Source organism: Stenotrophomonas sp. ATCM1_4 (genome assembly GCF_004348115.1).
Taxonomy (GTDB): Bacteria; Pseudomonadota; Gammaproteobacteria; order Xanthomonadales; family Xanthomonadaceae; genus Stenotrophomonas; species Stenotrophomonas capsici.
Genome location: NZ_QPFB01000001.1, coordinates 3,563,476 through 3,584,581 on the forward strand (window position 1 = coordinate 3,563,476; position 21,106 = coordinate 3,584,581).

A 21,106-nucleotide genomic window follows, 5' to 3' on the forward strand; every position below is an offset into this window, starting at 1 on the left:
CATGGACATCGCCTCCCTGCTGGGCCGGCTGCGCCGGTCCCGACGTCTCTCCCTGATGATCTTCGCGGTGACGTTGCTGGCACTCGTGGCCACGGCCGTCTGGTTCATCTCCGCACGCAGCAGCCTGGCCCGTGCCTACGACCAGCTCAGCACCCGCAACGAGCTGCTGTCGCAGGCGCGGATGGCCCAGCAGGAGGCGCAACTGAAGGTCGATAACGCCGGCTCGGCCCGCCAGCTGCTAGAGCAGCTGGAAGGGTTGGGGATGGAGCCCACCGGCTGGGGCGAGCGCCTGATCAACCTCAACCAGACCCAGCTTTCGCGCATGGATGCCGACGCCCTGCTGGGCGGCATTGCTCCCAGCCCCGACCGCATCTTCGGTGCGGACGTGTTCGAGCTGTCGGTGACCGACCCGACCGAAGGACTGTTCCACCTGCCCACCACGGTGTCCGACCGCCCGCCGGCGCCGTTGTCGCTGACCCTGCGCGGCAGCCTGCTGTTCCGCACCGCCGGTGGCCCGCTGCCGCCCCAGAGCACGCCGGGAGGCGCGCAGCCATGAGCATGCAGAACATCGTCCAGTTGCCCGGGCGCTGGCTGACCTTCGACCAGGACCGCGTGACCGTCAGCGACACCCGTCCGCGCCTGGAAGGGCCGGCCTGGCTGTTCGCCGAATTCGAAGGCGGCAACAGCGGCGTGATGTCGCTGGAAGGCAGTTCGGCGCACGCCGTCGCGCTGATCGAGAAGCGCCTGCGCGCCGATGGCCTGATCGACGGCGAAGGCAAGATCCTGATCCACAAGAACCGCTCGATGGGCGCGGGCTACCAGACCCTGTTCACGGCGGTGCCGCTGGATACCTGGCAGCAGACCTATGCCTGGGCCGAAGCGCAGCCGGACCATTGCCTGGTGGTGCCGCTCACCTCGCTGATGTGGCGCACGCTCAAGGCCGGCGATGGCCTGGTCGTGCACAGCGGACGGCAGATGAGCGTGCTGGCGCTGCGCAAGCACGACATCATCCACCGCGCCTCGATGGCCTACAGCGAGGACGCCTCGGACCTGTCGATGACCGCCGGCGCGCTGGCCCAGCAGGTGGCCGACGACCTGGCGCGCAACGACGAGGAAAGCGAACCGCTGCAGTTCCGCTGGTGTTCGTTGTTCGTGCCGGCGACCGAACCGGGCCAGGCCCCGGCCAATCAGCAGCTGGCCGAGATCTTCGCGGTCAACACCGGCTGCCAGGTCAAGCAGGTGCCGATGCAGGTCTACCACGATGCGGAGGGCCAGGCGTGGTCCAGTGGCATCGCGTGGATGGCCGCACAGGCGTCGCCGCGCGATGCGGTCAACCCCACCGCCAGCCGTGCGGCCTACCTGGCCGAATGGGCGCTGCCGCTGGCGTCGGCGGCCTCGCTGCTGATCGCCATCGCGCTCGGCACGCTTGGCACCCGCTGGATGCTCGCCGCGCACGACGCCAACGAGCGCAGCGAAACGATCAGCCAGGAAATCACCTCGCTCGAGGAGCAGGCCCGCCAGCTGTCCGGCAAGGCCGCCATGCCGCCGAGGTTCGACGCCGCCATGCAGTTCGTCAACAAGGCCAAGACCCTCACCGACGGGTTGGATCCGGTCACCGGGCTGGAGTCGATACGCCTGGCCGCGCAGGACGAGGTACGCGTCCTGCGCGTGCGCGTGGAACAACCCGCACCGGGGCAGGCCACCGCCGCGCCGCGCACCCTGCGCGTGGACGGCATGGTCGACGCCGACCGCGGCACGCCGGGCATGCAGATCGCCACCTTCGTCGAGCGGTTGCGCCGCGAGGGCTTCGATCCCGAGCCGCTGGATCCGCAGTCCGGCGGTGCCACGCGCGCCGGTGGCGGCGTCTTCTCCTACCTGCTCAAGCGCCCCACCCCGGCCGGCACCGACACCGCCACGGAGCCCACCACGTGAAGAAGAAATACATCGCAATGACGGCCCTGTGCTGCTGGCTGGGGGTCTCCGGCTGGTTGGCATCGATGGTCGTGGCCAAACCGGCGGTGTTGTTCATGGGCAACAACGCCGAGGAAAGCCCGGAAACCGCACGGCTGCGCGCCTCGATCCAGCGCAACCGGCAGGTGCTGGACATGGCCAGCACGCTGCGACCGCAACCGCGCTTCGAAAGCGCCGGGCTGATCGCCGTTCCCGAACAGGCCGCGCCCGGCAGCCTGCCCGGCGGCGCAGGCGCCGCCGCTGCCGCCGCGGTGCTGCCGGTCGCGCCGGCGTCCCTGTCACTGGTGGTCACCGCGGGCGGACGCTCCACTGCCGTCATCAATGGCACGCCGGTCCGCCAGGGCTCGCGCCTGGAGGACGGCACCCGCGTGCTCGCCATCGGCAACAACTGGGCGCGCGTGCGTGATGCCGCCGGCAACGTGAGCACGCTGCGCGTGCGCCACATCGGCCAGGCGCCGGACGCCAGCGAGGGCAGCCTGTGAACGCCTCCCTCAAGATCGTTGTCGGCGCTGGTGCGGCCATCCTGATCGGCGCCGCGCTCGTGCTGGCACTGCGCAAGGGTGAGCCCGCGGCTCCGCCGGCGCCCGCGCCGGCCGCCGTCGTCGATGCGGCACCGGCAGCGCCCACGCCGCCCCCGGCCGATGCCACGCCCGCGCCGTGGGAAACCGGCCCGGCCGTGCCGACGGCGGCGGCGCCCGCCACCGCAGCGATGCGCGTGCCGCCCCCGCCGACGTCCCCGGACGCACAGATGCGCACCGCCATCGCGCAGATGGAGCGGCAGATGGCGCAGAACGAGGCGCAGGCCCGCGCCATGCTGCGCCAGCTGAACACCGCGCAGGCCACCGGCAGCCTGCCGCCGGGAATGAACGTCGAAGCGGCGCGCACCAACATCCAGATCGCGTTGAAGGCGCAGCAGCTGGGCCGCGAAATGGTCGCGCTCAGCCAGCAGCCCGATTCGCCGGCGCGCCAGCAGCGCATGAACCAGATCAGCACCGAACTGATCGCGCTGCGCGAAGGGCTGCGCTACGACGTCAACACGCCTGCCGCGGCGAAGGCCGCGCCCTGACATGCGCAGCCTCCGCCGACAACGCGGATTCAACCTGCTCGAGCTGACGGTCGTGGTGGGCGTGCTTGCCCTGCTGACCAGCGCGGCGACGGGCACGTATGAGATGTTCCAGCAGTCCCGCAGCCATACCGCCAGCCGCGCGCAACTGGGTCAGGCCCGCCTGGCGCTGCGCGCCTTCACCCTCCGCAACAAGCACCTGCCCTGTCCGGACAGCAGCCCGCAGGGCGACGCCGGGCGCGAGAACGGTGGGGCCAGTGGCTGCGCCGCGGGACTCACGGTTGGCTGGCTGCCATACGAAAGCCTGGGCCTGGCCCTGCCCGACCGCAACGCGCGCATCCGCTACGCGGTCCACCGCAGCAGCACGGCGGATCTGTCCAGGCCGTCCGCGGCCAGCGCCGAGTTCAGTGACCAGGACGGATCGGGCGGGCTGCTGGCCGCGCTTGCGCGGGCCGCGCAGGCCACGCCCGTCACCGCGTTGCCGTTCTACAAACTGCCCGCCGCCAACGCCGCCTACCCGACCGAAACCCCGTCGAGCCCGGACCTTCCCTGCGATGGGGGTGGCGAAACCGTCAACCCTGCCTACGCGCTGATCGCCCCGGGAATGGACATGGACCAGTCCTCGGGCAACGCGCCCGGCTTCGACACGATGAACAACGCCATCGCCCGCGGGACCGCCCTGTGCATGGCGCCGCCGGAACGGCCATCGAGCTTCCGCTACGACGACCAGGTCCTGGCCGAGTCGAGCACCACGCTGCTCGGCTGGCTGACCTCCCTTGAACGATAAGCAACCGATCCCGCATACCTCCGAGGCCTTGGAAATGACTAGCTGCCACCGCAGAAACCCCCACCAGCCGCAGTTGCGCCATCTTCCCCGGCTGCTGGCCGGCGGCATCGGCTCGCTGATGCTGGCGGCATGCACGAACATGCCGCCGCGCAGCGTGCAGGACCTGCCACCGGTGGAGCACAAGGCACTGGAACGCACCAGCACCGCGCTGGCCGAAGAGTCGGCCAAGTTCCTCGAGGCCCAGGACAAGCGCCTGGCCAGCCTCGAGCACAAGGGCACCCGCACGCCCACCACCACGCCACTGGCACCGGTCTACGACCCGCTGGAGCACAGCGTGGTCAGCATCAGCATGTTCGATGCCGACGTCGGGCAGCTGCTGTGGGCGCTGGCCGGCGAGCTGAAGATGAACCTGATCGTGGACCCCAGGGTACTGGAGCAGAAGCAGCGCTCCAGCCTGCAGCTGAGCAATGTCTCCGCGCGCGAGGTGTTCAACCACATCCTCGATGCGTTCGACCTGCATGGCGAACTGCGCGGCGGTGCACTGGTGGTCAGCCAGACCAAGGAACGCATCTTCAACGTGGACATGCTCAACTCGGTGACCTCGCTGGAGCTCAACAGCGGTGGTGACGTGTTCGGTGCCGGCATGCAGGGCGAGGGCGGCGCGGGCCAGTCCCTGCGGGGCTCGCTGTCGATGAGCGGCAGCGTCGGCAAGGACAACGACCCCTACAAGCAACTGGCAGCCGCGCTGGACGTGATCCTGGACACGGACAAGAGCAAGCAGGCGCCCGCCCCCACCGCACCGGACCAGCCCAAGCCGCCGGCGGTTGCCAGCTACAACCTGGATGCCGGCAGCGGCACCCTGTTCGTGCGCGCCAGCCCCTCGCAGATGCGCGCCGTCGAGCAGCTGATCGAACACAACAAGCAGAAGCTGCGCCGGCAGGTGCTGGTCGAGGCGCAGATCCTGGACGTCTCGCTCAATGACAGCAGCAACTACGGCGTGGACTGGAACCTGCTGCGCGACCGCGTTGCCGGCATCTACGGCGACACCGCCGCCACCATCCTGCCCGATGCCAACACGCCGCTGTCCTACGACGGCCTGACCCGGCTGGGCCAGCAGCCGCGCACCATCACCTTCCCCAACCAGACCCTGGGCTCCAGCCTCGGCCGGGCGATGGGCCTGAGCTACACCACCGACACGTTCTCGGCGGCGGTCAACGTGCTGCGCGGCTTCGGCAACGTCAAGGTGCTGTCCAACCCCAGCGTGCGCGTGCGCAACGGCAGCCCGGCCTACCTGAGCGTGGGCACCAACATCCGCTACGTCACCAAGTCCACCAGCAACTTCTCCAACACCGGTGGCAGCGGCGGCTCCTACAACCAGTCCACCGATATCCAGACCGACTCGCTGTTCTCCGGCGTGGTGATCGGCGTGGCGCCGATGATCCACGAGAACGGCAGCGTCGAGCTGCTGGTGCACCCGATGCAGACCGAGGTCGATGCCAGCAGCCTGACCCTGCGCGAGTTCCCCAACGGCAACGCGGTCACGCTGCCGCAGGTCAACGTCAAGGGCATCACCACCACCTTGAACCTGCGCGACGGCGACACCGTGATGCTCGGCGGCCTGATCGACCAGAACGCCTCGCTCGATGACAAGGGCATCCCTGGCCTGTCCGATGTGCCGGTGTTCGGCCGCATGTTCGGCTCGCGTGCCAAGACCCACACCACCCGCGAACTGGTGCTGGTACTGCGGGTGAAAGTGCTGTGAGCCTGATCTACGACGCATTGCGCCAGAACGGCACGGCGTCGCCCCAGGGCACGACCACGCCGGTAGCACGGGCCCACGGCGGCGGCCGGCGCACCGGCTACCTCTGGCTGAGCGCGGCCGGCAGCGTGCTGCTCGGCTATGCGCTGGTGCATGCGCTCTCCGGCAATGCCGCGCCGCCGGTGGCCGCCACCGCGACGCGGGCACCGCTGGCCGCGCCTGCCACAGCGCCGGCAACAGCATCGGTGACGGTACCGGTTGCGGTCGCAGCGCCGGCACCGGTTGCCGCGGCCGCGCCCATCCCCCCTTTGCCGCCACTGGCACCGCGGGCCACCACCCGCACGTCGGCAGCGCCCGTCGCCGGCAGCGACGTGCCCGCGCCGGCAACGCCCGCCCCACGCCTGGCCACCACGCCGTCCGGGCAGGAGGTGGTGCACGTGCAGTCGCAGCAGATGAACATCACCGTCAGCACCCGCCAGCCGGCCCGCGACGCCGCCCCTGCGACGGACACCAGCACCCGGATTCCCGATGCACTGGCCTCGCTGCAGCGCGCTGTCGCGCAGGGCGACGCCGCTGCCATCGAGCAGCAACTGCAGGCGTTGCGCCAGCTGCTTCCTGCCGACAGCCTGACCCTACTGCGCAACGAAGCCTGGGTTGCACACAACCGCGGCGACCTGGTCACCGCCGAGGACCGCTACCGGCAGATCCTGTCGCGGGTCCCGGAGGACACCCAGGCCGGGGTCAACCTCGCGCTGCTGGAAGCCGGACGCGGCCAGACCGACGTCGCGCAGGGCCGGCTGCTGCGCCTGGCCGCGGAGAACGGCGACTCCAGCGTCATCGCCCAGGCGCTGGCCCAGATCCGCGGAACGCCGCAATGAACCCGGCCACCCGCCAGCACCTGCAGCAGCTGGGCCTGGAGCGCTCGCCGTTCCCGCCCACGCCCGACAGCGCCGCGTACTTCCAGACCGACGCGCTGGAGCGCGAGCTGGTCGAGGCCACGCATTGCCTGCGCACGCGCTCGGGCTTCGTGCTGCTCACCGGCGAGGTCGGCACCGGCAAGACCACTTTCCTGCGCCGCCTGATGTCCACGCTGGAACGCGAGGACATGGTGGTGTCGCTGGTATTCAACACCTACCTGCAGGGCAATGACCTGCTGGCGGCGGTGCTGCGTGACTTCGGCCTGCCCGCCGAGGGCAATGCCGCCGACAACATCGACCGCCTCAACCGCTTCCTGCTCGAGCGCTGGCAGCGCCAGACCACCTGCGTGCTGCTGATCGACGATGCCCAGAACCTGGACATCGAAAGCCTGGAACTGCTGCGCCTGCTCACCTGCCTGGAGTCGGGGCAGGAGAAGCTGTTGCAGATCGTGCTGGCCGGCCAACCGGAATTGCTGCAGGTGCTGGCGCAACCGGCGATCCGCCAGCTCAGCAGCCGCATCAGCAAACACGCCCAGCTCTGCGCCCTGGCACGCGATCGCACCGGCGACTACGTGCGGTTCCGGCTGGACAGCGCCGGCGCCGACGGCGCCATCGCGCTCGATGAAGCGGCGATCACCGCCCTGCACCGCGCCAGCAACGGCAACCCACGCCATATCCACCAGATCATGGACCGCTGCCTGTATGGCCTGTATGGCCAGGCCGCCGGTCCACGCCGGATCGATGCCGCGCTGATCCGCACCGCCGCCGCCGAAGCCGGCGTGCAGCGCCGTGCGCGCGCGCGTCGCTACCCGTGGGCACTGGCGGCGTCGCTGGGCGGGCTGCTGGCCGTGGGGGGGCTGATCCTGTCACTGCGTCCGGGCGACACCCATGCCGAGCCGGCATCGACGGTGGCATCGGCATCGCCCGCAGCGGCCAGCGCCGCAACCGCGCCCCCACCGCAGCACTGCCTTGCACGCCTGGGTGACGGCGCACGGCGCCAGGTCCAGGTGCCTTCCGGCGCTGCCCCCTACCTGCGCCAGCACGACGACCTGTGCGTGCAAGCCACCGCGCAGGGCGCACTGGTCACCTTCGTGCCGCGTGTGCCCGACGCCGACCTGCTGCAACAGCAACCCAATACCCGCCTGCAACAGCTGCAGTACCGCCTGCAGCAGCAGGGGCACTACGACGGCCAGCTCGATGGCCGCTTCGGTCCGCTGACGCAGCGGGCGCTGCGCCGCATGCAGCAGCACAACGCCCTGCCGGCAACCGGGACCCCGGATGCACTGACCCTGCACCTGCTGGCCCTTCCCGCCGCGCACGCCGACTCCCCGAACGACATGGATCCTTCCCGCAATGGCCACGGTTGATTCCCGCATCCCCTCCGCCTCCGCCACCTCCACGCAGGGACTGGTCAGCCTCGAACAGGCCAAGCTCGGCGTGCTGCTCAACGAGCAGGGGCTGCTGGACCCCATCCAGCTGCTGTACGCCCGGCAGAAGAACCTGGTCGAGCAGACCAGCTTCGGCCGCCTGCTGATCCGCCACGGCCTGGCCAATGAATCGGACATCGTGCGCACCCATGCCGGCATGCTCGGCATCGAGTTCACCCAGGTTGAAACCCTGCCGGTGGCCGAGCCACAGATCCTGGCCATGTTCAACCGCGAGCTGTGCCAGATGCGGCAGTTCCTGCCGCTGCGCCGCGACGGCGAGCAACTGGAGGTGCTGCTTGGCGATGCCGACCCCACCGCGGTGGCGCAGCTCGTGCTGCAACGCTGCGGCCTGCGCTGCCGCTTCCTGCAGGGTGAGTACGGCAAGGTCGCGCGGCTGATCCGGCAAACCTACTACTTCGCGCAGAACCCGATCGAGGCGCTGCTGGAGAAGGAGATCCGCCGCCTGGCCACCGACAACGACCATGCCTACAGCCCGGAGAAGCTGCTGGACTACCTGCTGCACCTGGCCGTGCGCGAGCGCACCACCGACATCCATATTTCCCCGTCCGAGCACAGCCTGCACGTGCTGTTCCGCGTCGATGGCGTGCTGCGCCCGATGTGGGCCATGCCCAACTCGCTCAGCCGCCTGCTGGGCTACATCAAGCTCGCTTCGGAAATGGACATCTCCGAGCAGCGCCGCCCGCAGGATGGCAGCTTCCGCGCCACCGTGCTGGACTCGGCGCTGACGGTGCGCGTGTCCACCCTGATCACCGAATCCGGCGAGCGCATGGTGATGCGCCTGCTGCCCGAGCACAGCGACCTGGCCGGGCTGGAGGAACTGGGTTTCTTCGCCGAGGACGTGGCCCTGCTCGAACGCCTGTTCGCCAAGCCGGCCGGGCTGATCCTGATCACCGGCCCCACCGGCTCGGGCAAAAGCTCCTCCCTGCACGCCGCGCTGCGCATGCAGTCGCTGATCGAGCGCAATGTGCTGACCGTCGAGGACCCCATCGAGTACCGCGTGCCCGGTGCCGGCCAGACCGAGGTCAACCGCCGCGCCGGCTACGAGTTCGGCTCGGCCCTGCGCCACTTCCTGCGCCATGACCCGGACGTGATCCTGCTCGGCGAAATGCGCGATGCCGAAACCGCGCAGGCAGCCGTGGAGGCGGCGGCCACCGGCCACCTGGTGCTGTCCACCCTGCACGTCACCACCGTGTTCGGCGTGGTGCCCCGCCTGCGCCCGCTCGGCCTGGAAGCGCAGGTCATCGCCGACAACCTGCTGGCCGTGGTGAACCAGCGCCTGGTCCGCCAGGTCTGCCCGTTCTGTGCCACGGACGTGCCGTTCACCGACAAGGAATGCGAATGGCTGGAGCTGCCCGTGGGCAGCAGCGGCCGGCGTGGCGGCGGCTGCGACCGCTGCCGCGGCAGCGGCTACTACGGGCGCCTGCCGGTCTACGACATCATGGTGGTCGACGAACCGCTGGCCAACGGCATCGCCGATGACGTCAGCCGCGAGACCCTGCGCGGGCTGGCGATGGGCGCCGGCTTCAAGGGCATCGAGCAGGTCGCGCGCGCGCGCGTCATCGCCGGCCAGACCACCAGCGAGGAAGTCCTGCGCGTGGTCGGCGTGGGCCCGGCGCCATGAACGTCTACTACTACCGGCTGCTGCTCTCCAACGGCCGCGTGCGCGCCGGCGTGACCCAGCTGGCCGTCGAGCACGACGCCTCCGCGCGCCTGTGGCTGGAGAAGAACTTCGATGCGGTGGTGCTCAAGCTGTATCGCTTCCCCGGCTGGCTGGCCGAGACCCAGCGCTCGCTCACCCACCTGATCAAGCCCAGCATCAAGCCGGTGGAACTGGCCGGCATGCTGCGCGACCTGGCGGTGATGACCAGCAGCGGCATCCCGGTGATGGAGGCGCTGCGTGCGGTGGCCAACGAGATCAGCACCGGCCGCGTGTCCAATCCGGTCCGGCTGGCACGCCGGCTGCTGGACGAACTGGATGCCGGCGCCTCGCTGAGCGATGCATTCGGCCGCTATCACGACGCCTTCCCGGAAACCGTCCGCAACCTGGTCATGATCGGCGACGAGACCGGCTCCATGGACAGGATGCTGATGGAGGCCGCCGACCACGTCGAGCGCATCTCGCGGATGACCGCCGATACCCGCCAGGCGCTGATCTACCCGGCATTCGTGTTCTCGGCCATCTTCGCCGCCGGCGGCTTCTGGATCTACTACGTCATTCCCAACCTGTCCGACCTCTTCAAGCAGATGAACGCCAAGCTGCCGCCGCTCACCATCTGGGTGATACGCAGCTCGGAGTGGCTGATCGGGCACATCGTGATGATCCTGGCCGGGCTGGCCGCGCTGGCGTTCGTGCTGTGGGTCACCTGGCGCTACAGCCGCCGCTTCCGCCGCGCCATCCACTACACGCTGCACCGGCTGCCGATCGCCAAGACCATCATGTTCTCCTCCGGCCTGGCCTTCTTCACCGAGTACATGGCGCTGCTGATCCGCGCCGGCGTGGACATGGTCAGCAGCCTGCAGGTGATGGAGCGCGCCATGCGCGACGAGTACTACCGCGACCGCATCATCGCGATCCGGCAGGTCCTGGAGCGCGGCGACCGGGTGTCCTCGGCGATGCGCCAGGTCGGTGGCTTCCCTTCGATGATGGTGCGCATGATCAGCGTCGGCGAGGACACCGGCACGCTGGACAGCCAGTTCTCGCGCCTGTCCGAGGAATACAGCCTGCGCCTGCAGCGCCTGATCACCAACCTGTCGGAAATCATCAAGCCGGTCGTCGTGCTGTTCGGCGGCGGCATGTTCGTCTTCCTGATCGTCGCCCTGCTGCTGCCGGTCTATGACCTGGTACAGCAGGCGATCACCTCGCCGCAGCTGTAAGGAACCGCACCGCCATGAAACCCATCAACCACAGCCGCGGCTTCACCCTCATGGAGATGTCGGTGGTGCTGGTGATCATCGCGTTGATCCTCGGCGCGGTCACCGTCGGCCGCGACGTCTACCGCGGTGCCGTGGCCGAGCGCATCAGCAGCGAGTTCGTGCAGGGCTGGATCCTGGCCTACGACCGCTACGCCAGCCAGAGCGGCCGGGTGCCCGGCGACAACGCGCTCACCGGCATGATCGGCGGTGGCACCGCCGCCACCGCGCTGTGCGGCACTGCGCTGGTCGACGAGATGCTCAAGGCAGGCGTCACCCTGCCCCAGGGAGCAATGGAAGGCCGCCAGGAAACCTACGTCTACCAGGACCGCAACGGCCTGCCGCAGCGCCTGCAGGTCTGCCTGCAGGCCATCACCGACTGGCACGAGCCTATCAGCGCCAGTGGCTACGCCGCCCGTACGCGCAATGTACTGGTGCTGCATGGGCTCACCCCCGAACTGGCGCAGCAGCTGGACCAGCGCATCGACGGCAAGGTCGACGCGCGCGTTGGCCGGGTACGCGAGAAGCGCCCGGGCACCGGCAAGGTCGCCGCGCCGACCGAGGATGCCGCCTGGTCGCGCGATGAGACCAGCAACGCCAACACCAGTGCCGATGCCGCCAGTGCCACCGTCATCGCCTACATCAAGATGAGCCAGTAACCGGATATCGCCCGCATGCATACCCCTTCCCGCGATCATCTCCCCATCCTCGGCTGCATCCCCGGCAGCCACCCGCAGCGGGGCTTCAGCCTGCTGCAGGTGATGCTGCTGCTGATGCTGGTCGGCGTGGCCGTCGCCGCCGGCGCGCTGCTGCTCAATGCCCGGCGCCCGGCCGAACAGGCCGTCCAGCAGCAGGAATACCTGCGCTGGGCCGATGATGCGCTGGCCGCCTATGCCGCCGCGCACGCCCGCCTGCCCTGCCCGGCCACGCGTTGGACCGAGGATCCGGCCGCGGTCATCGAGGACTGCAGTGCCGAGGCCGGCACCAGCAATGCGGTCGGCTTCCTGCCCATCGCGTTGTTGCCCGGCGCGCGCGAGATGGGGGCCGGCGCCGCGCCGATCCGCTACTCGGTCTCGCGGGGCGTCACCGGCATCGCCGCCGGCGGCACCAGTGCCCGCCAGCCCGCGCTGTCGGCGACCGGCGATGCGTTCATCCCGCTCGACCCGAGCGGCGAGCCCTTCGAGGACTACGTGGACCCGGCCGAAGGACACGGCAACGGCCTGGACTTCTGCGCCGCGCTGGACCAGAACGCGCTGCCAGGGGCCACCGCGGACACCTACGCCACCAGCACCGACGCCCAGGGCAATGCCCTCAACATCGCCTATGGGCTGGTCGCCGCCGGCCCCGTCGCCGGAACCCAGGGCCGCTTCGACAGCACTGCCTCGGCCGCATTGCCCAGCCCGGCCCGGCCCGGCGACATCGACTACGACGATCGCACCCGCCTGCGTACCTTCGCCTCGCTGGCACCGCTGGTCGGCTGCCGCCAGTACGCGGCGATGGCCGCCGCCGACGCCCCCACCAACGTCTCGCTGCTGTCGATGGAAGTGCTGGCCGGCGCGGTCGCCAACCACGCCAGGGTGGCCGACTTCCAGGACACCAACCTGGGCAACGGCGAGGCCCAGGTGCGTGATGCGGCGTTCGCCCAGGCCATGGCCATCACCGGGTTGACCCTGAGCGTGCTCGGCGCGGTCGACATCTTCGACTCGGCGGTCTGGAACGCCATCTCGCTGACCACCTCGGTGATCACCTGCATCGCCTCGCTCGGCACGGTCTGCGTCGGCGTGCCGTTCGACACCGCCGCCGTCATCATCAGTGCCATCGCCATCAGCTACTCCGCCGCCGCGGTGGCGCTGAACTCGGCGGCGCTGGCCCCGATCGGGCTGGCGCTGGATGCCAACGTCAAGGCGCGTGACCGTGCCGCGGCATCGATCAAACCCGCCACCTCGTCCGTCGCCGACGTGCTGGAGACCATGCGCCAGACGCTGTACGGCGGCACCCGCGAGTACTGCAAGCAACGCCTGGACCCGAAGACCAAGCTCCCCGTGCAGAAGAAGGACAGCAACGGCGAGCCGGTGTGGCAGGCCAACGGCGCGCCGGAGTTTGAATGCGACTGGGTGACCGAGGACCAGCCCGGCATGGCCGCGCAGATCGACAGCGCCAAGGCGGTCGAGGCCAAGCTGGTCGATGCCGCCGCGGTATACCAGGACAAGCGCATGTCGCACTTCAGCGACACCTGGATCTCCTATCGCATGCACCTGGGCAACTCCGCCGGCAAGTACAAGGAAACCGTATGCGTGGCCGCCACCGGTGGCAGCTACGACCATGTCAACGGCAGCTGCGTCGTGCTGCCCACCGAGAGCCACGTGGGCGGCTACACCTGGGTGACCCGCTTCAAGCCGATCGCCTACCAGGACGCCCGCAGCAAGCGCGACCTGGCCCAGCGGTGGGCCGACATCCAGCGCACGGTGGAAGAGCTGGAAAGCGCCTACCAGCAGAAGGTGGACGCCGTGAAGCAATGGGTGAAGCTGGTCGACAGCGCGCACAAGGACGCCGAGGACATCTGCCGGCAGGCCACCAACGCCGAAAGCCAGCAGGTCTGCCGCAACTCGCGCGACAAGGTGACCTACATGCGCAGCTGCACCTACACGGTCATCAACGACGACGGCAGCACCGCCATCGTCGATGAGATGCACCCGCCCGCCGGCCAGGAGATGAACGAAGGCGCCCAGTGCACGCCCATGCTCGAGCGCGACCGCGACCTGACCAAGGCGGCGCTGGACGACGCCAGGCAGCGGCGCACCAGCGCCAAGTCCAACTACGACAGCCAAAGCTCGCCCTACCTCCAGTACCCGGGCGATTGGAGCAAGGCCATGATGGAGATCGATGGCGAGCAATCCACGTTCACCTGGATTTCCGGCACCCTCCGCCGCTATGCCGACATGCCGACCGATGGCAGCAATGGCCAGCGCCTGATCGAGGACATCAACTACGACGGTGATTTCCGCTGCGTGCTTGACCCCGGCAGATGCGGCACCGAGAAGAGCACCTATTCCTATGCGCGTGCCTACTCGGACTGGGTGCGTGCAAGGGATGCCGCCGCCGAAGCCACGCGCAACCGCATCGAGAACGAAACCCGCTTCAAGGAACTGGAAGCCCAGTACAACGCGCTGAAGGACATGGCCCCGCCTGGCTCCGTCGAGGACTACAGCATCGCCGTGGGTGCCGGTGCCATCCTCGGCAAGGCCGACACGCGCGGCGCGGTCGGCGCCCGCAAGGCAAGCCCATGAGCGGCCCGTGCGTGCGGCGGCAACGCGGCTTCAGCCTGGTCGAGATCGCCGTGGCCCTGCTCATCGCCGGCCTGGTCAGCGCGGTGGTGTTCACCCTGATCCCGATCGGTGGGCAGGTACTCAGGGCCGACCACGACGAACGCCTGCTCGCGCAGGCCGAACAAGCGCTGCTCGGCCATGCCCGCGCGAAGCTGCACCTGCCGGCGGCCGACAGCGATGGCGACGGGCGCCCCGATCCGGGCAGTACCTCGGGCTGGTTGCCGGTGCGCGAGCTCGGCCTGCCGGGTGACGCGCGCATCCTCTACAGCGCCCATGCCGCGCTGCTGGCGGCGCCGGGCAACGTGTATGCACCGCACCTGGCCGGCGCGGAGGTCAGCTCGCCGACCAACGGGTTGGACCTGTGCCTGCACCTGCAGCAGGTCCAGGCCAATGGCACCCCGTTGGCCGGGTTGTCCATGCCGGCGGCCTACGCGCTGGGCATGCCGAACGAACGCGGCCAGGTCGGCAACGCCCAGGCCGCCGCGCGCGCGCTGGCGCTGCCGGGTGCCGCGCCCGTGGCCGGCAGCCTTCCCGGCCTCACGCTGGCCGCCGGCGTCGGCGAGCTGTCCAGCCGGCTGGCCTGCGCCGACCGCCTCGGCCGCGCACAGGGCGCGGCCCAGTCCGCCGCCGCGGCCTACAGCATCGCCGAGGTGGCACAGTTCAACTACCGCTTCCGCAAGTTCGACGTGCGCACCAACGAAGCGCTGCTCAAGGCCGCCGAGACCGGCGTCGCCGCCGCGGCCGCGTCACTGGCATTCGCGATCTTCGACGAAGCCATCGCGGTGTTCCTGACCACCACCGGCAATTTCGAAACCGGCTTCAAGATCGCGCTGGCGGTGATGGAACACGCTAATGCACTCGCGTCCGTCGGCTATGCCGTCTTCCTGGTGAAGATGGCCGATGACGACCTCAAGGGCGCGCGCGAGTCCCTGGCCACGGCCAAGGACATCGCCGCCCGTGCCAGCACCCGCAACGACCTGGCCGCGCACGCGCGCGACCAGGCGCTGCAACAGGCCAAGGCCTTGGACATCGCGGGGATCGACAAATGACACACCGGCAGATCCGTGTGCCGCGCCGCAGGCCGGCGGGCTTTTCGCTGATCGAACTGACCATCGCCTTGGTGGTGCTGGGCATCATCGGGGTGTTCCTGGCGCGTTGGCTGATGCAGAGCAACCAGGAGGCCCGGCAGGTCACCCAGCGCAGCCTGCTGCAACGCGCCGACGATGCGCTGTTGGCCTACGCCGCCGCCAATCATCACCTGCCGTGCCCGGCCACCGGTGACAGCGGCGTCGGCGACTGCAGCGTCGCCCAGGGCTTCCTGCCCTACCGCGAGTTGGGTTTGCCGGACCAGCGTGCCGCACGGATCGCCTATGGCGTATTCCGCGACAACGCCCTGTCTGGCGTGGACCCGGACATCGCCAGCATCGACGCCGACCTCACCCGTGCGGTGGACCGCGCGCCGTCCCTGCAGATGCTCAACAACGCCACCAGCAACAGCGTGGCCGCGCTGGTCAAGCTGCAGGACACCTGCGCCACGCACCCGGAAGCGGGCTGCGCGTCGGTGCCGAACCTGCAGGTCAACGGGCTGGACTTCTGCTACGCGCTGCGCAGCGGCATGAACGCCACCGGCAAGGACAGCTTCCTGCACAGCCGGCGCACCGAAGGGGCCGGCAGCGCGGTGCTCGGCAACATCGCCTACGCGCTGGCCACCACCTCGCTGGACGCGGCGGCCCCATCGGACCCGGCGATCGACTCCCCGCGCGCCGGCAGCAACGTCGGCCAGCTGCGCCGGGCGGTCGGCTTCGAACAGTTGTGGAGCCGCCTGCGCTGCGGCGAGGCCACCGGCGCGGCCCTGCACGCGCATGCCAATGCCGCCGTCGCCGCCGCGCTCAACGTGCCGGCGATGGTCGACTACAAGGAGCAGCTCTCCATCATGACCGAGCTCGCCGAGGCCGGGAACAAGAGCGCCGACGCCGACATCGTGCTGGCCACCGGGCAGATCGCCTCGGCGGTCGCCGGCATGTTCGACACCGCCTCGGAGGTCAGCCAGACCAAGTTCGTGTGGACCTGGCGCACCGGCTTCGCCGCCGCCGGCCTGGGCAGCGCGATCGGTGGCGTGGTCGCCGCCGCCGCGATGAAGGGCATCGCCGTATCCAACGTCAACATCGCGCGGACCACCCAGAGTGCCTTCGGCACCGGCCAACCCACCGGCTCGGATGCGGACCAGACCGTCTACGCGCTGGACCAGAAGGCCCCGGTCATCGCCCGCCGGGTGGACCTGGAAGCCCGCCGCGCCGACCTGCTCGGGCTCTCCCCCGGCAAGGCCCAGCATGACGCGGCCGACGCACTGCGCTGAGCCTGCCGGCTGCCACCGGCCTGCCACCGCTGCGACAGGCGAAGGGCGTGCCTGCGCACGCCCTTCACTGCCACCACGAGGGGAGATCGGGGCGTTACCCCAGCATTACACCGCTGATCCGCCCGCGCTCCATCCGCAATCCGGACGTCACCTCGCCGGCCAGTGCGCCCACCCCGTTGGAGATCTGCGCGAGCAGCTGGCGCAGTTCCACGCTGGTGTCCAACCCCAGTTCGGCGCGGAGCATGACTTCGAACCGCTGGTACGCCTTCACCGCCGCCGCCCGCATGCCTCCCCCGGCATGGGCCCGCATCACCCGCTGTGCATGCGCCTCGTTCCACGGATCGTGCAGGCTCAGCGAACGCGCCATCATCGCCGCGCGCTCCCACTGCTGGCTGGCCAGCAGCTCGTCACAGCACTTCTCCGCCGCGTCGATCAGGCGACCGTCCAGCTCCTGGCGGGTGGTTTCCAGCCAGCTGTGGAAGTCGATGCCGGCGATGTCATCCATCCCGTCGAGGAAGCAGCTCTGCCGCGCCAGCATGTACACGGCCTGGCAGGGCGCCAGCTGCAGCAGGTCGATGTCGAAGCGCACCTGGTCGTCGCGGAACAGCCCCACGCTGCCGCGCTCGATGCGCAGGGCGTCCGGCCCCAGCGCGTTGCTGCAGTAGCGGTTGAGGTTGCTCAGCACCTGGCGCAGGTTGGTCAGCGCGCTGGTTTCGCTCAGCGACGGCCACAGCAGGGCCGCCAGCGCGATGCGCGAATGCTTGCGGTTCGACTCCACCGCCAGGTAGCCCAGCAGTGCCCAGCCCTTGCGGTAGATCAACGGTGCCGGCAACCCCTGGCTGGCGCCCATCAGCTGGACCAGCCCACGTTCGGTCGCCACGTGCGCGCCGCCGCAGGATGCTTCGCACCCGGCGTGCGCCGCCTGTTCCGATACCAATGCCATGATTTCCCCCGGATGGGCCTCAGCCATTGAGCCCCTTACCTGTTAAACCGGCAAAAGCGTCCCGATCCCATCACCCCGGCACGAAAAACGTTCACGCGCGCTCGACAAACGTCCGATTCCCGCGCAACGCGGGCGCCGTCAAGCCGCGCCGCGCGTAGGTTTCAACCGCAACCAAGCAGCCGTGGCGGGGCTTGCGCGCCGTTCACCGGCAATCACAACTGCAAGCATTGACAGCGCCGGCGGACGGTGGTTATCTCGACCCCATGCTGCAACGCCACAACGCCACCGCCCACCTGACTTCGACCCCGGCTTCCGCCGCGGCGTCGCTGCTCGTACTCGTACTTATTACCGAGCCAACAGGTGCGGGGCAGACTGGCGCGTAGCAGAAAAACAGCCAGATTCGACTAAAGACCCCGCGCCGACCCCGGTGCGGGGTTTTTCGTTTCCAGCTTCTATTTCATCTGAAACCATGTATCCGACCGATTCCACCATGCACAAACACACCGCCTGCAACGCCCCGTGCGCCGCATCGGCCTGCATGGCGATCGCCCTCCCCGACCCGGCCGCCGCGTCCTGACGCGACGGCCGTTTCTTTTTTCACTGCACGTTTTCTCTTCATCGCAAGGAACCCAAGCACCATGAGCACCAACGAACTGCCCCAGATCAAAATCGCCGTCATCGGTTACGGCAGCCAGGGCCGCGCCCATGCACTGAACCTGCGTGAATCCGGTTACGACGTGGTCGTGGGCCTGCGCGCCGGTGGCCCGACCGAAGCCAAGGCCCAGGCCGACGGCTTCACCGTCAAGGCGCCGGCCGAGGCGGTCAAGGAGGCCGACCTGGTCGCCGTGCTGACCCCGGACATGGTGCAGAAGAAGCTCTACAACGACGTGCTCGCGCCGAACATGAAGCAGGGTGCATGCCTGCTGTTCGCCCATGGCCTGAACGTGCATTTCGGCATGATCGAGCCGCGCGCGGATCTGGACGTGGTGCTGGTCGCGCCGAAGGGCCCGGGTGCGCTGGTCCGTCGCGAGTACGAGATCGGCCGCGGCGTGCCGTGCATCTACGCCGTCTACCAGGACACCAGCGGCAAGGCCGAGCAGTTCGCGCTGGCCTATGCCGCCGGCCTGGGCGGCGCGCGCGCCAACATCATCAAGACCACCTTCAAGGAAGAGACCGAGACCGATCTGTTCGGCGAGCAGGCCGTGCTGTGCGGTGGCGCGTCCTCGCTGGTGCAGGCCGGCTTTGAAACGCTGGTCGAAGCCGGCTACCAGCCGGAGATCGCCTACTACGAAGTGCTGCACGAACTGAAGCTGATCGTGGACCTGTTCTACGAAGGCGGCATCACCCGCATGCTGGAGTTCATCTCCGAGACCGCGCAGTACGGCGACTTCGTCAGCGGCCCGCGCGTGATCGATGCCTCGGTCAAGGCGCGCATGAAGGATGTGCTGACCGACATCCAGAACGGCACCTTCACCCGGAACTGGGAAGCCGAGTACGACGCCGGCCTGCCGAACTACAAGAAGTTCCAGCAGGCCGACAAGGAGCATCCGATCGAGAAGGTCGGCAAGGAACTGCGCGCCAAGATGGTCTGGTTGCAAGGTCAGACCGCGTAATCACGCGGCGGTCCCCCACCCGCTCAACGCAAAGGTCGCTGCATGAACACTTCCACCCACGATGCGCCACGCAACGGCGCACGCTGGCTGACGCAGGCCCTGGAGGCCGAAGGCGTGCAAACGCTGTTCGGCTACCCAGGTGGCACCATCATGCCGTTCTACGACGCACTGGTGGATTCCAGCCTCAAGCACATCCTGGTACGCCACGAGCAGGGCGCGGCGCTGGCCGCCAACGGCTATGCCCGCGCCAGTGGCAAGGTAGGCGTGTGCGTGGCCACCTCCGGCCCGGGGGCCTCGAACCTGGTCACCGGCATCGCCGATGCGATGCTCGACTCGGTGCCGATGGTGTGCCTGACCGGCCAGGTCGGCACGCCGCTGCTAGGCACCGATGCGTTCCAGGAACTGGATGTGTTCGGCATGACCATGCCGATCGTCAAGCACAGCTGGCTGGTGCGCAGCGTCGATGAGCTGCCGCACGTGGTGGCCGAAGCGTTCCGCCTCGCCCGCGAGGGGCGTCCCGGCCCGGTCCTGATCGACCTGCCCAAGAACGTGCAGCTGGCCGATGCCTCGCATCTGCCCGACCACGTGCCGGCGGCGGTCGATCCGGTGCCGGCCCCGGCCGCCGAACGCCTGGCCGAGGCACTGGCCGCCATCGCCCAGGCCGAGAAGCCGGTGATCTACGGCGGTGGCGGTATCGCCCTGGCCGATGCGGTGGAGGATTTCCGCCAGTTCGTCGAGGCCAGCGGCATCCCGACCGTGCTGACCCTGCGTGGCCTGGGCGCACTGCCGGCCAACCATCCCCAGTACCTGGGCATGCTGGGCATGCACGGCACCCGTGCGGCCAACATGGCGGTGCAGGAGTCGGACCTGCTGGTCGTGGTCGGTGCACGTTTCGACGACCGCGCCACCGGCAAGCTGGCCGAGTTCGCCCCGTTCGCACGGGTCATCCACCTGGATGCCGATGTCTACGAGATCTCCAAGCTGCGCGGTGCCGACATCCCGGTGCCGGGCAATGTCCGCGACGGCCTGCGCGCCCTGGCCGGCGAACGCGCCCACTGCAACGCCTGGCGGGCCCGCTGCGCCGCCAACCGCGAGAAGTTCACCGCCCGCTACGACGCACCCGGCGAGCAGATCTACGCCCCGCGCCTGCTCAAGCGCCTGAGCGAAGTGGCCCCGCCGGACACCGTCATCGCCTGCGACGTCGGCCAGCACCAGATGTGGGTGGCCCAGCATTGCCGCTTCAACGACCCGCGCAACCACCTGACCTCCGGTGCGCTGGGCACGATGGGCTTCGGCCTGCCGGCGGCGATGGGCGCGCAGTTCGCCTGCCCGGACCGCACCGTGGTGCTGGTCTCCGGCGATGGCAGCTTCATGATGAACGTGCAGGAGCTGGTGACCATCGCCCGCTGCAAGCTGCCGATCAAGATCGTGCTGCTGGACAACTCCTCGCTGGGCATGGTGCGCCAGTGGCAGGAGCTGTTCCATGCCGAGCGCTACAGCGAGATCGACCTGTCCGACAACCCGGACTTCGTCGCGCTGGCGCAGGTGTTCGGCATCCAGGCCAGGCGCATCATCCACCGCAACGACGTCGAGGACGGCCTGGCCGAACTGTTCGACGCCCCCGGCCCGATGCTGCTGCACGTGGCCATCGATGCCCGCGCCAACGTCTGGCCGCTGGTGCCGCCGAATAACGCCAACAGCACCATGCTGGACAGCAACCCCGCCCACGCCAAGGCAACGCAGGAGAGTTCCAATGCAATACCGGCTTGACCTGGTGCTGAAGCCTGCCGAGGGCGCGCTGGTGCGCGTGATCGGCATGGTCGAACGCCGCGGCTTTTCCTTCAGCAACATCGCCGGCAGCCGCAACGCCGACGATGCCGGACGCTGGCACGTGCAGATGGACATCGACGGCACCCGGCCGCCGGAAACCCTGCGCCACCAGCTGGAAAAGGTCTACGACTGCGAATCGGTACGCGTGGTACCGGTCGCCGGTGCCAGCGCATGAACAGCGAC

18 protein-coding genes are annotated in these 21,106 nt (G+C 69.2%); 17 read left to right on the plus strand and 1 reads right to left on the minus strand.

Annotation, left to right across the window (positions count from 1 at the left end):
• Nucleotide 1 precedes the first annotated feature (1 nt).
• The 14 genes from ATCM_RS16290 (at nt 2) to ATCM_RS16355 (ending at nt 16,537) form a co-directional block, all read left to right on the plus strand.
• Nucleotides 2-556, plus strand: coding sequence for a hypothetical protein (locus tag ATCM_RS16290; RefSeq protein ID WP_132865523.1), 555 nt, complete (start codon nt 2-4; stop codon nt 554-556).
• The gene (locus ATCM_RS16295; RefSeq protein ID WP_132865524.1) at nt 553-1,932 is read left to right on the plus strand and encodes a hypothetical protein; all 1,380 of its coding nucleotides are present in this window, start codon (nt 553-555) and stop codon (nt 1,930-1,932) included. The genes ATCM_RS16290 and ATCM_RS16295 overlap by 4 nt, the downstream gene beginning before the upstream one ends.
• Nucleotides 1,929-2,453, plus strand: a complete 525-nt coding sequence (locus ATCM_RS16300) for a hypothetical protein (protein ID WP_132865525.1) — start codon at nt 1,929-1,931, stop codon at nt 2,451-2,453. Before ATCM_RS16295 ends, ATCM_RS16300 begins: the two co-directional genes overlap by 4 nt.
• Nucleotides 2,450-3,037, plus strand: a complete 588-nt coding sequence (locus ATCM_RS19160; protein WP_165931205.1) for a hypothetical protein — start codon at nt 2,450-2,452, stop codon at nt 3,035-3,037. The genes ATCM_RS16300 and ATCM_RS19160 overlap by 4 nt, the downstream gene beginning before the upstream one ends.
• Before the next feature lies 1 nt (nt 3,038).
• Nucleotides 3,039-3,821, plus strand: a complete 783-nt coding sequence (locus ATCM_RS16315; protein ID WP_132865528.1) for a type II secretion system protein — start codon at nt 3,039-3,041, stop codon at nt 3,819-3,821.
• Between the two features lie 73 nt (nt 3,822-3,894).
• Nucleotides 3,895-5,583, plus strand: a complete 1,689-nt coding sequence (mshL, locus tag ATCM_RS16320; RefSeq protein WP_207911826.1) for a pilus (MSHA type) biogenesis protein MshL — start codon at nt 3,895-3,897, stop codon at nt 5,581-5,583.
• A complete protein-coding gene (locus ATCM_RS19165) occupies nt 5,580-6,458 on the plus strand; it encodes a tetratricopeptide repeat protein (protein ID WP_165931083.1) in 879 nt (292 codons plus the stop codon). Before mshL ends, ATCM_RS19165 begins: the two co-directional genes overlap by 4 nt.
• Nucleotides 6,455-7,864, plus strand: coding sequence for an ExeA family protein (locus tag ATCM_RS16325; RefSeq protein WP_207911827.1), 1,410 nt, complete (start codon nt 6,455-6,457; stop codon nt 7,862-7,864). The genes ATCM_RS19165 and ATCM_RS16325 overlap by 4 nt, the downstream gene beginning before the upstream one ends.
• Nucleotides 7,851-9,566 (plus strand): GspE/PulE family protein, encoded by a 1,716-nt coding sequence (locus tag ATCM_RS16330; protein ID WP_132865530.1) that lies wholly within the window; start codon nt 7,851-7,853, stop codon nt 9,564-9,566. The genes ATCM_RS16325 and ATCM_RS16330 overlap by 14 nt, the downstream gene beginning before the upstream one ends.
• Complete coding sequence (locus ATCM_RS16335) at nt 9,563-10,819, plus strand: type II secretion system F family protein (RefSeq protein ID WP_132865531.1); 1,257 nt, start codon at nt 9,563-9,565, stop codon at nt 10,817-10,819. The genes ATCM_RS16330 and ATCM_RS16335 overlap by 4 nt, the downstream gene beginning before the upstream one ends.
• A gap of 14 nt (nt 10,820-10,833) precedes the next feature.
• Nucleotides 10,834-11,514, plus strand: coding sequence for a prepilin-type N-terminal cleavage/methylation domain-containing protein (locus ATCM_RS16340; protein WP_132865532.1), 681 nt, complete (start codon nt 10,834-10,836; stop codon nt 11,512-11,514).
• A gap of 15 nt (nt 11,515-11,529) precedes the next feature.
• Nucleotides 11,530-14,142, plus strand: a complete 2,613-nt coding sequence (locus tag ATCM_RS16345; RefSeq protein ID WP_132865533.1) for a hypothetical protein — start codon at nt 11,530-11,532, stop codon at nt 14,140-14,142.
• On the plus strand, nt 14,139-15,230 hold the full coding sequence (locus ATCM_RS16350) for a prepilin-type N-terminal cleavage/methylation domain-containing protein (RefSeq protein ID WP_132865534.1): 1,092 nt from the start codon (nt 14,139-14,141) through the stop codon (nt 15,228-15,230). The genes ATCM_RS16345 and ATCM_RS16350 overlap by 4 nt, the downstream gene beginning before the upstream one ends.
• Complete coding sequence (locus ATCM_RS16355) at nt 15,227-16,537, plus strand: type II secretion system protein (RefSeq protein WP_132865535.1); 1,311 nt, start codon at nt 15,227-15,229, stop codon at nt 16,535-16,537. The genes ATCM_RS16350 and ATCM_RS16355 overlap by 4 nt, the downstream gene beginning before the upstream one ends.
• Before the next feature lie 94 nt (nt 16,538-16,631).
• Here ATCM_RS16355 and ATCM_RS16360 read toward each other — a convergent pair whose 3' ends face one another.
• Nucleotides 16,632-17,417 (minus strand): BTAD domain-containing putative transcriptional regulator, encoded by a 786-nt coding sequence (locus tag ATCM_RS16360; RefSeq protein ID WP_165931206.1) that lies wholly within the window; start codon nt 17,415-17,417, stop codon nt 16,632-16,634.
• A gap of 701 nt (nt 17,418-18,118) precedes the next feature.
• Here ATCM_RS16360 and ilvC point away from each other — a divergent pair.
• Genes ilvC through ATCM_RS16375 form a run of 3 tightly spaced genes read left to right on the plus strand, consistent with a single transcriptional unit; the run spans nt 18,119 to nt 21,098 of the window.
• Nucleotides 18,119-19,093, plus strand: coding sequence for a ketol-acid reductoisomerase (gene ilvC, locus ATCM_RS16365; RefSeq protein WP_132865537.1), 975 nt, complete (start codon nt 18,119-18,121; stop codon nt 19,091-19,093).
• A gap of 42 nt (nt 19,094-19,135) precedes the next feature.
• Nucleotides 19,136-20,863: an acetolactate synthase 2 catalytic subunit gene (gene ilvG, locus ATCM_RS16370; protein WP_132865538.1), complete on the plus strand. Its 1,728-nt coding sequence runs from the start codon at nt 19,136-19,138 to the stop codon at nt 20,861-20,863.
• Nucleotides 20,847-21,098 carry an ACT domain-containing protein gene (locus tag ATCM_RS16375; protein WP_132865539.1) on the plus strand — a complete coding sequence of 84 codons (252 nt, stop codon included), beginning with the start codon at nt 20,847-20,849 and terminating at the stop codon, nt 21,096-21,098. Before ilvG ends, ATCM_RS16375 begins: the two co-directional genes overlap by 17 nt.
• Nucleotides 21,099-21,106: the final 8 nt, after the last annotated feature.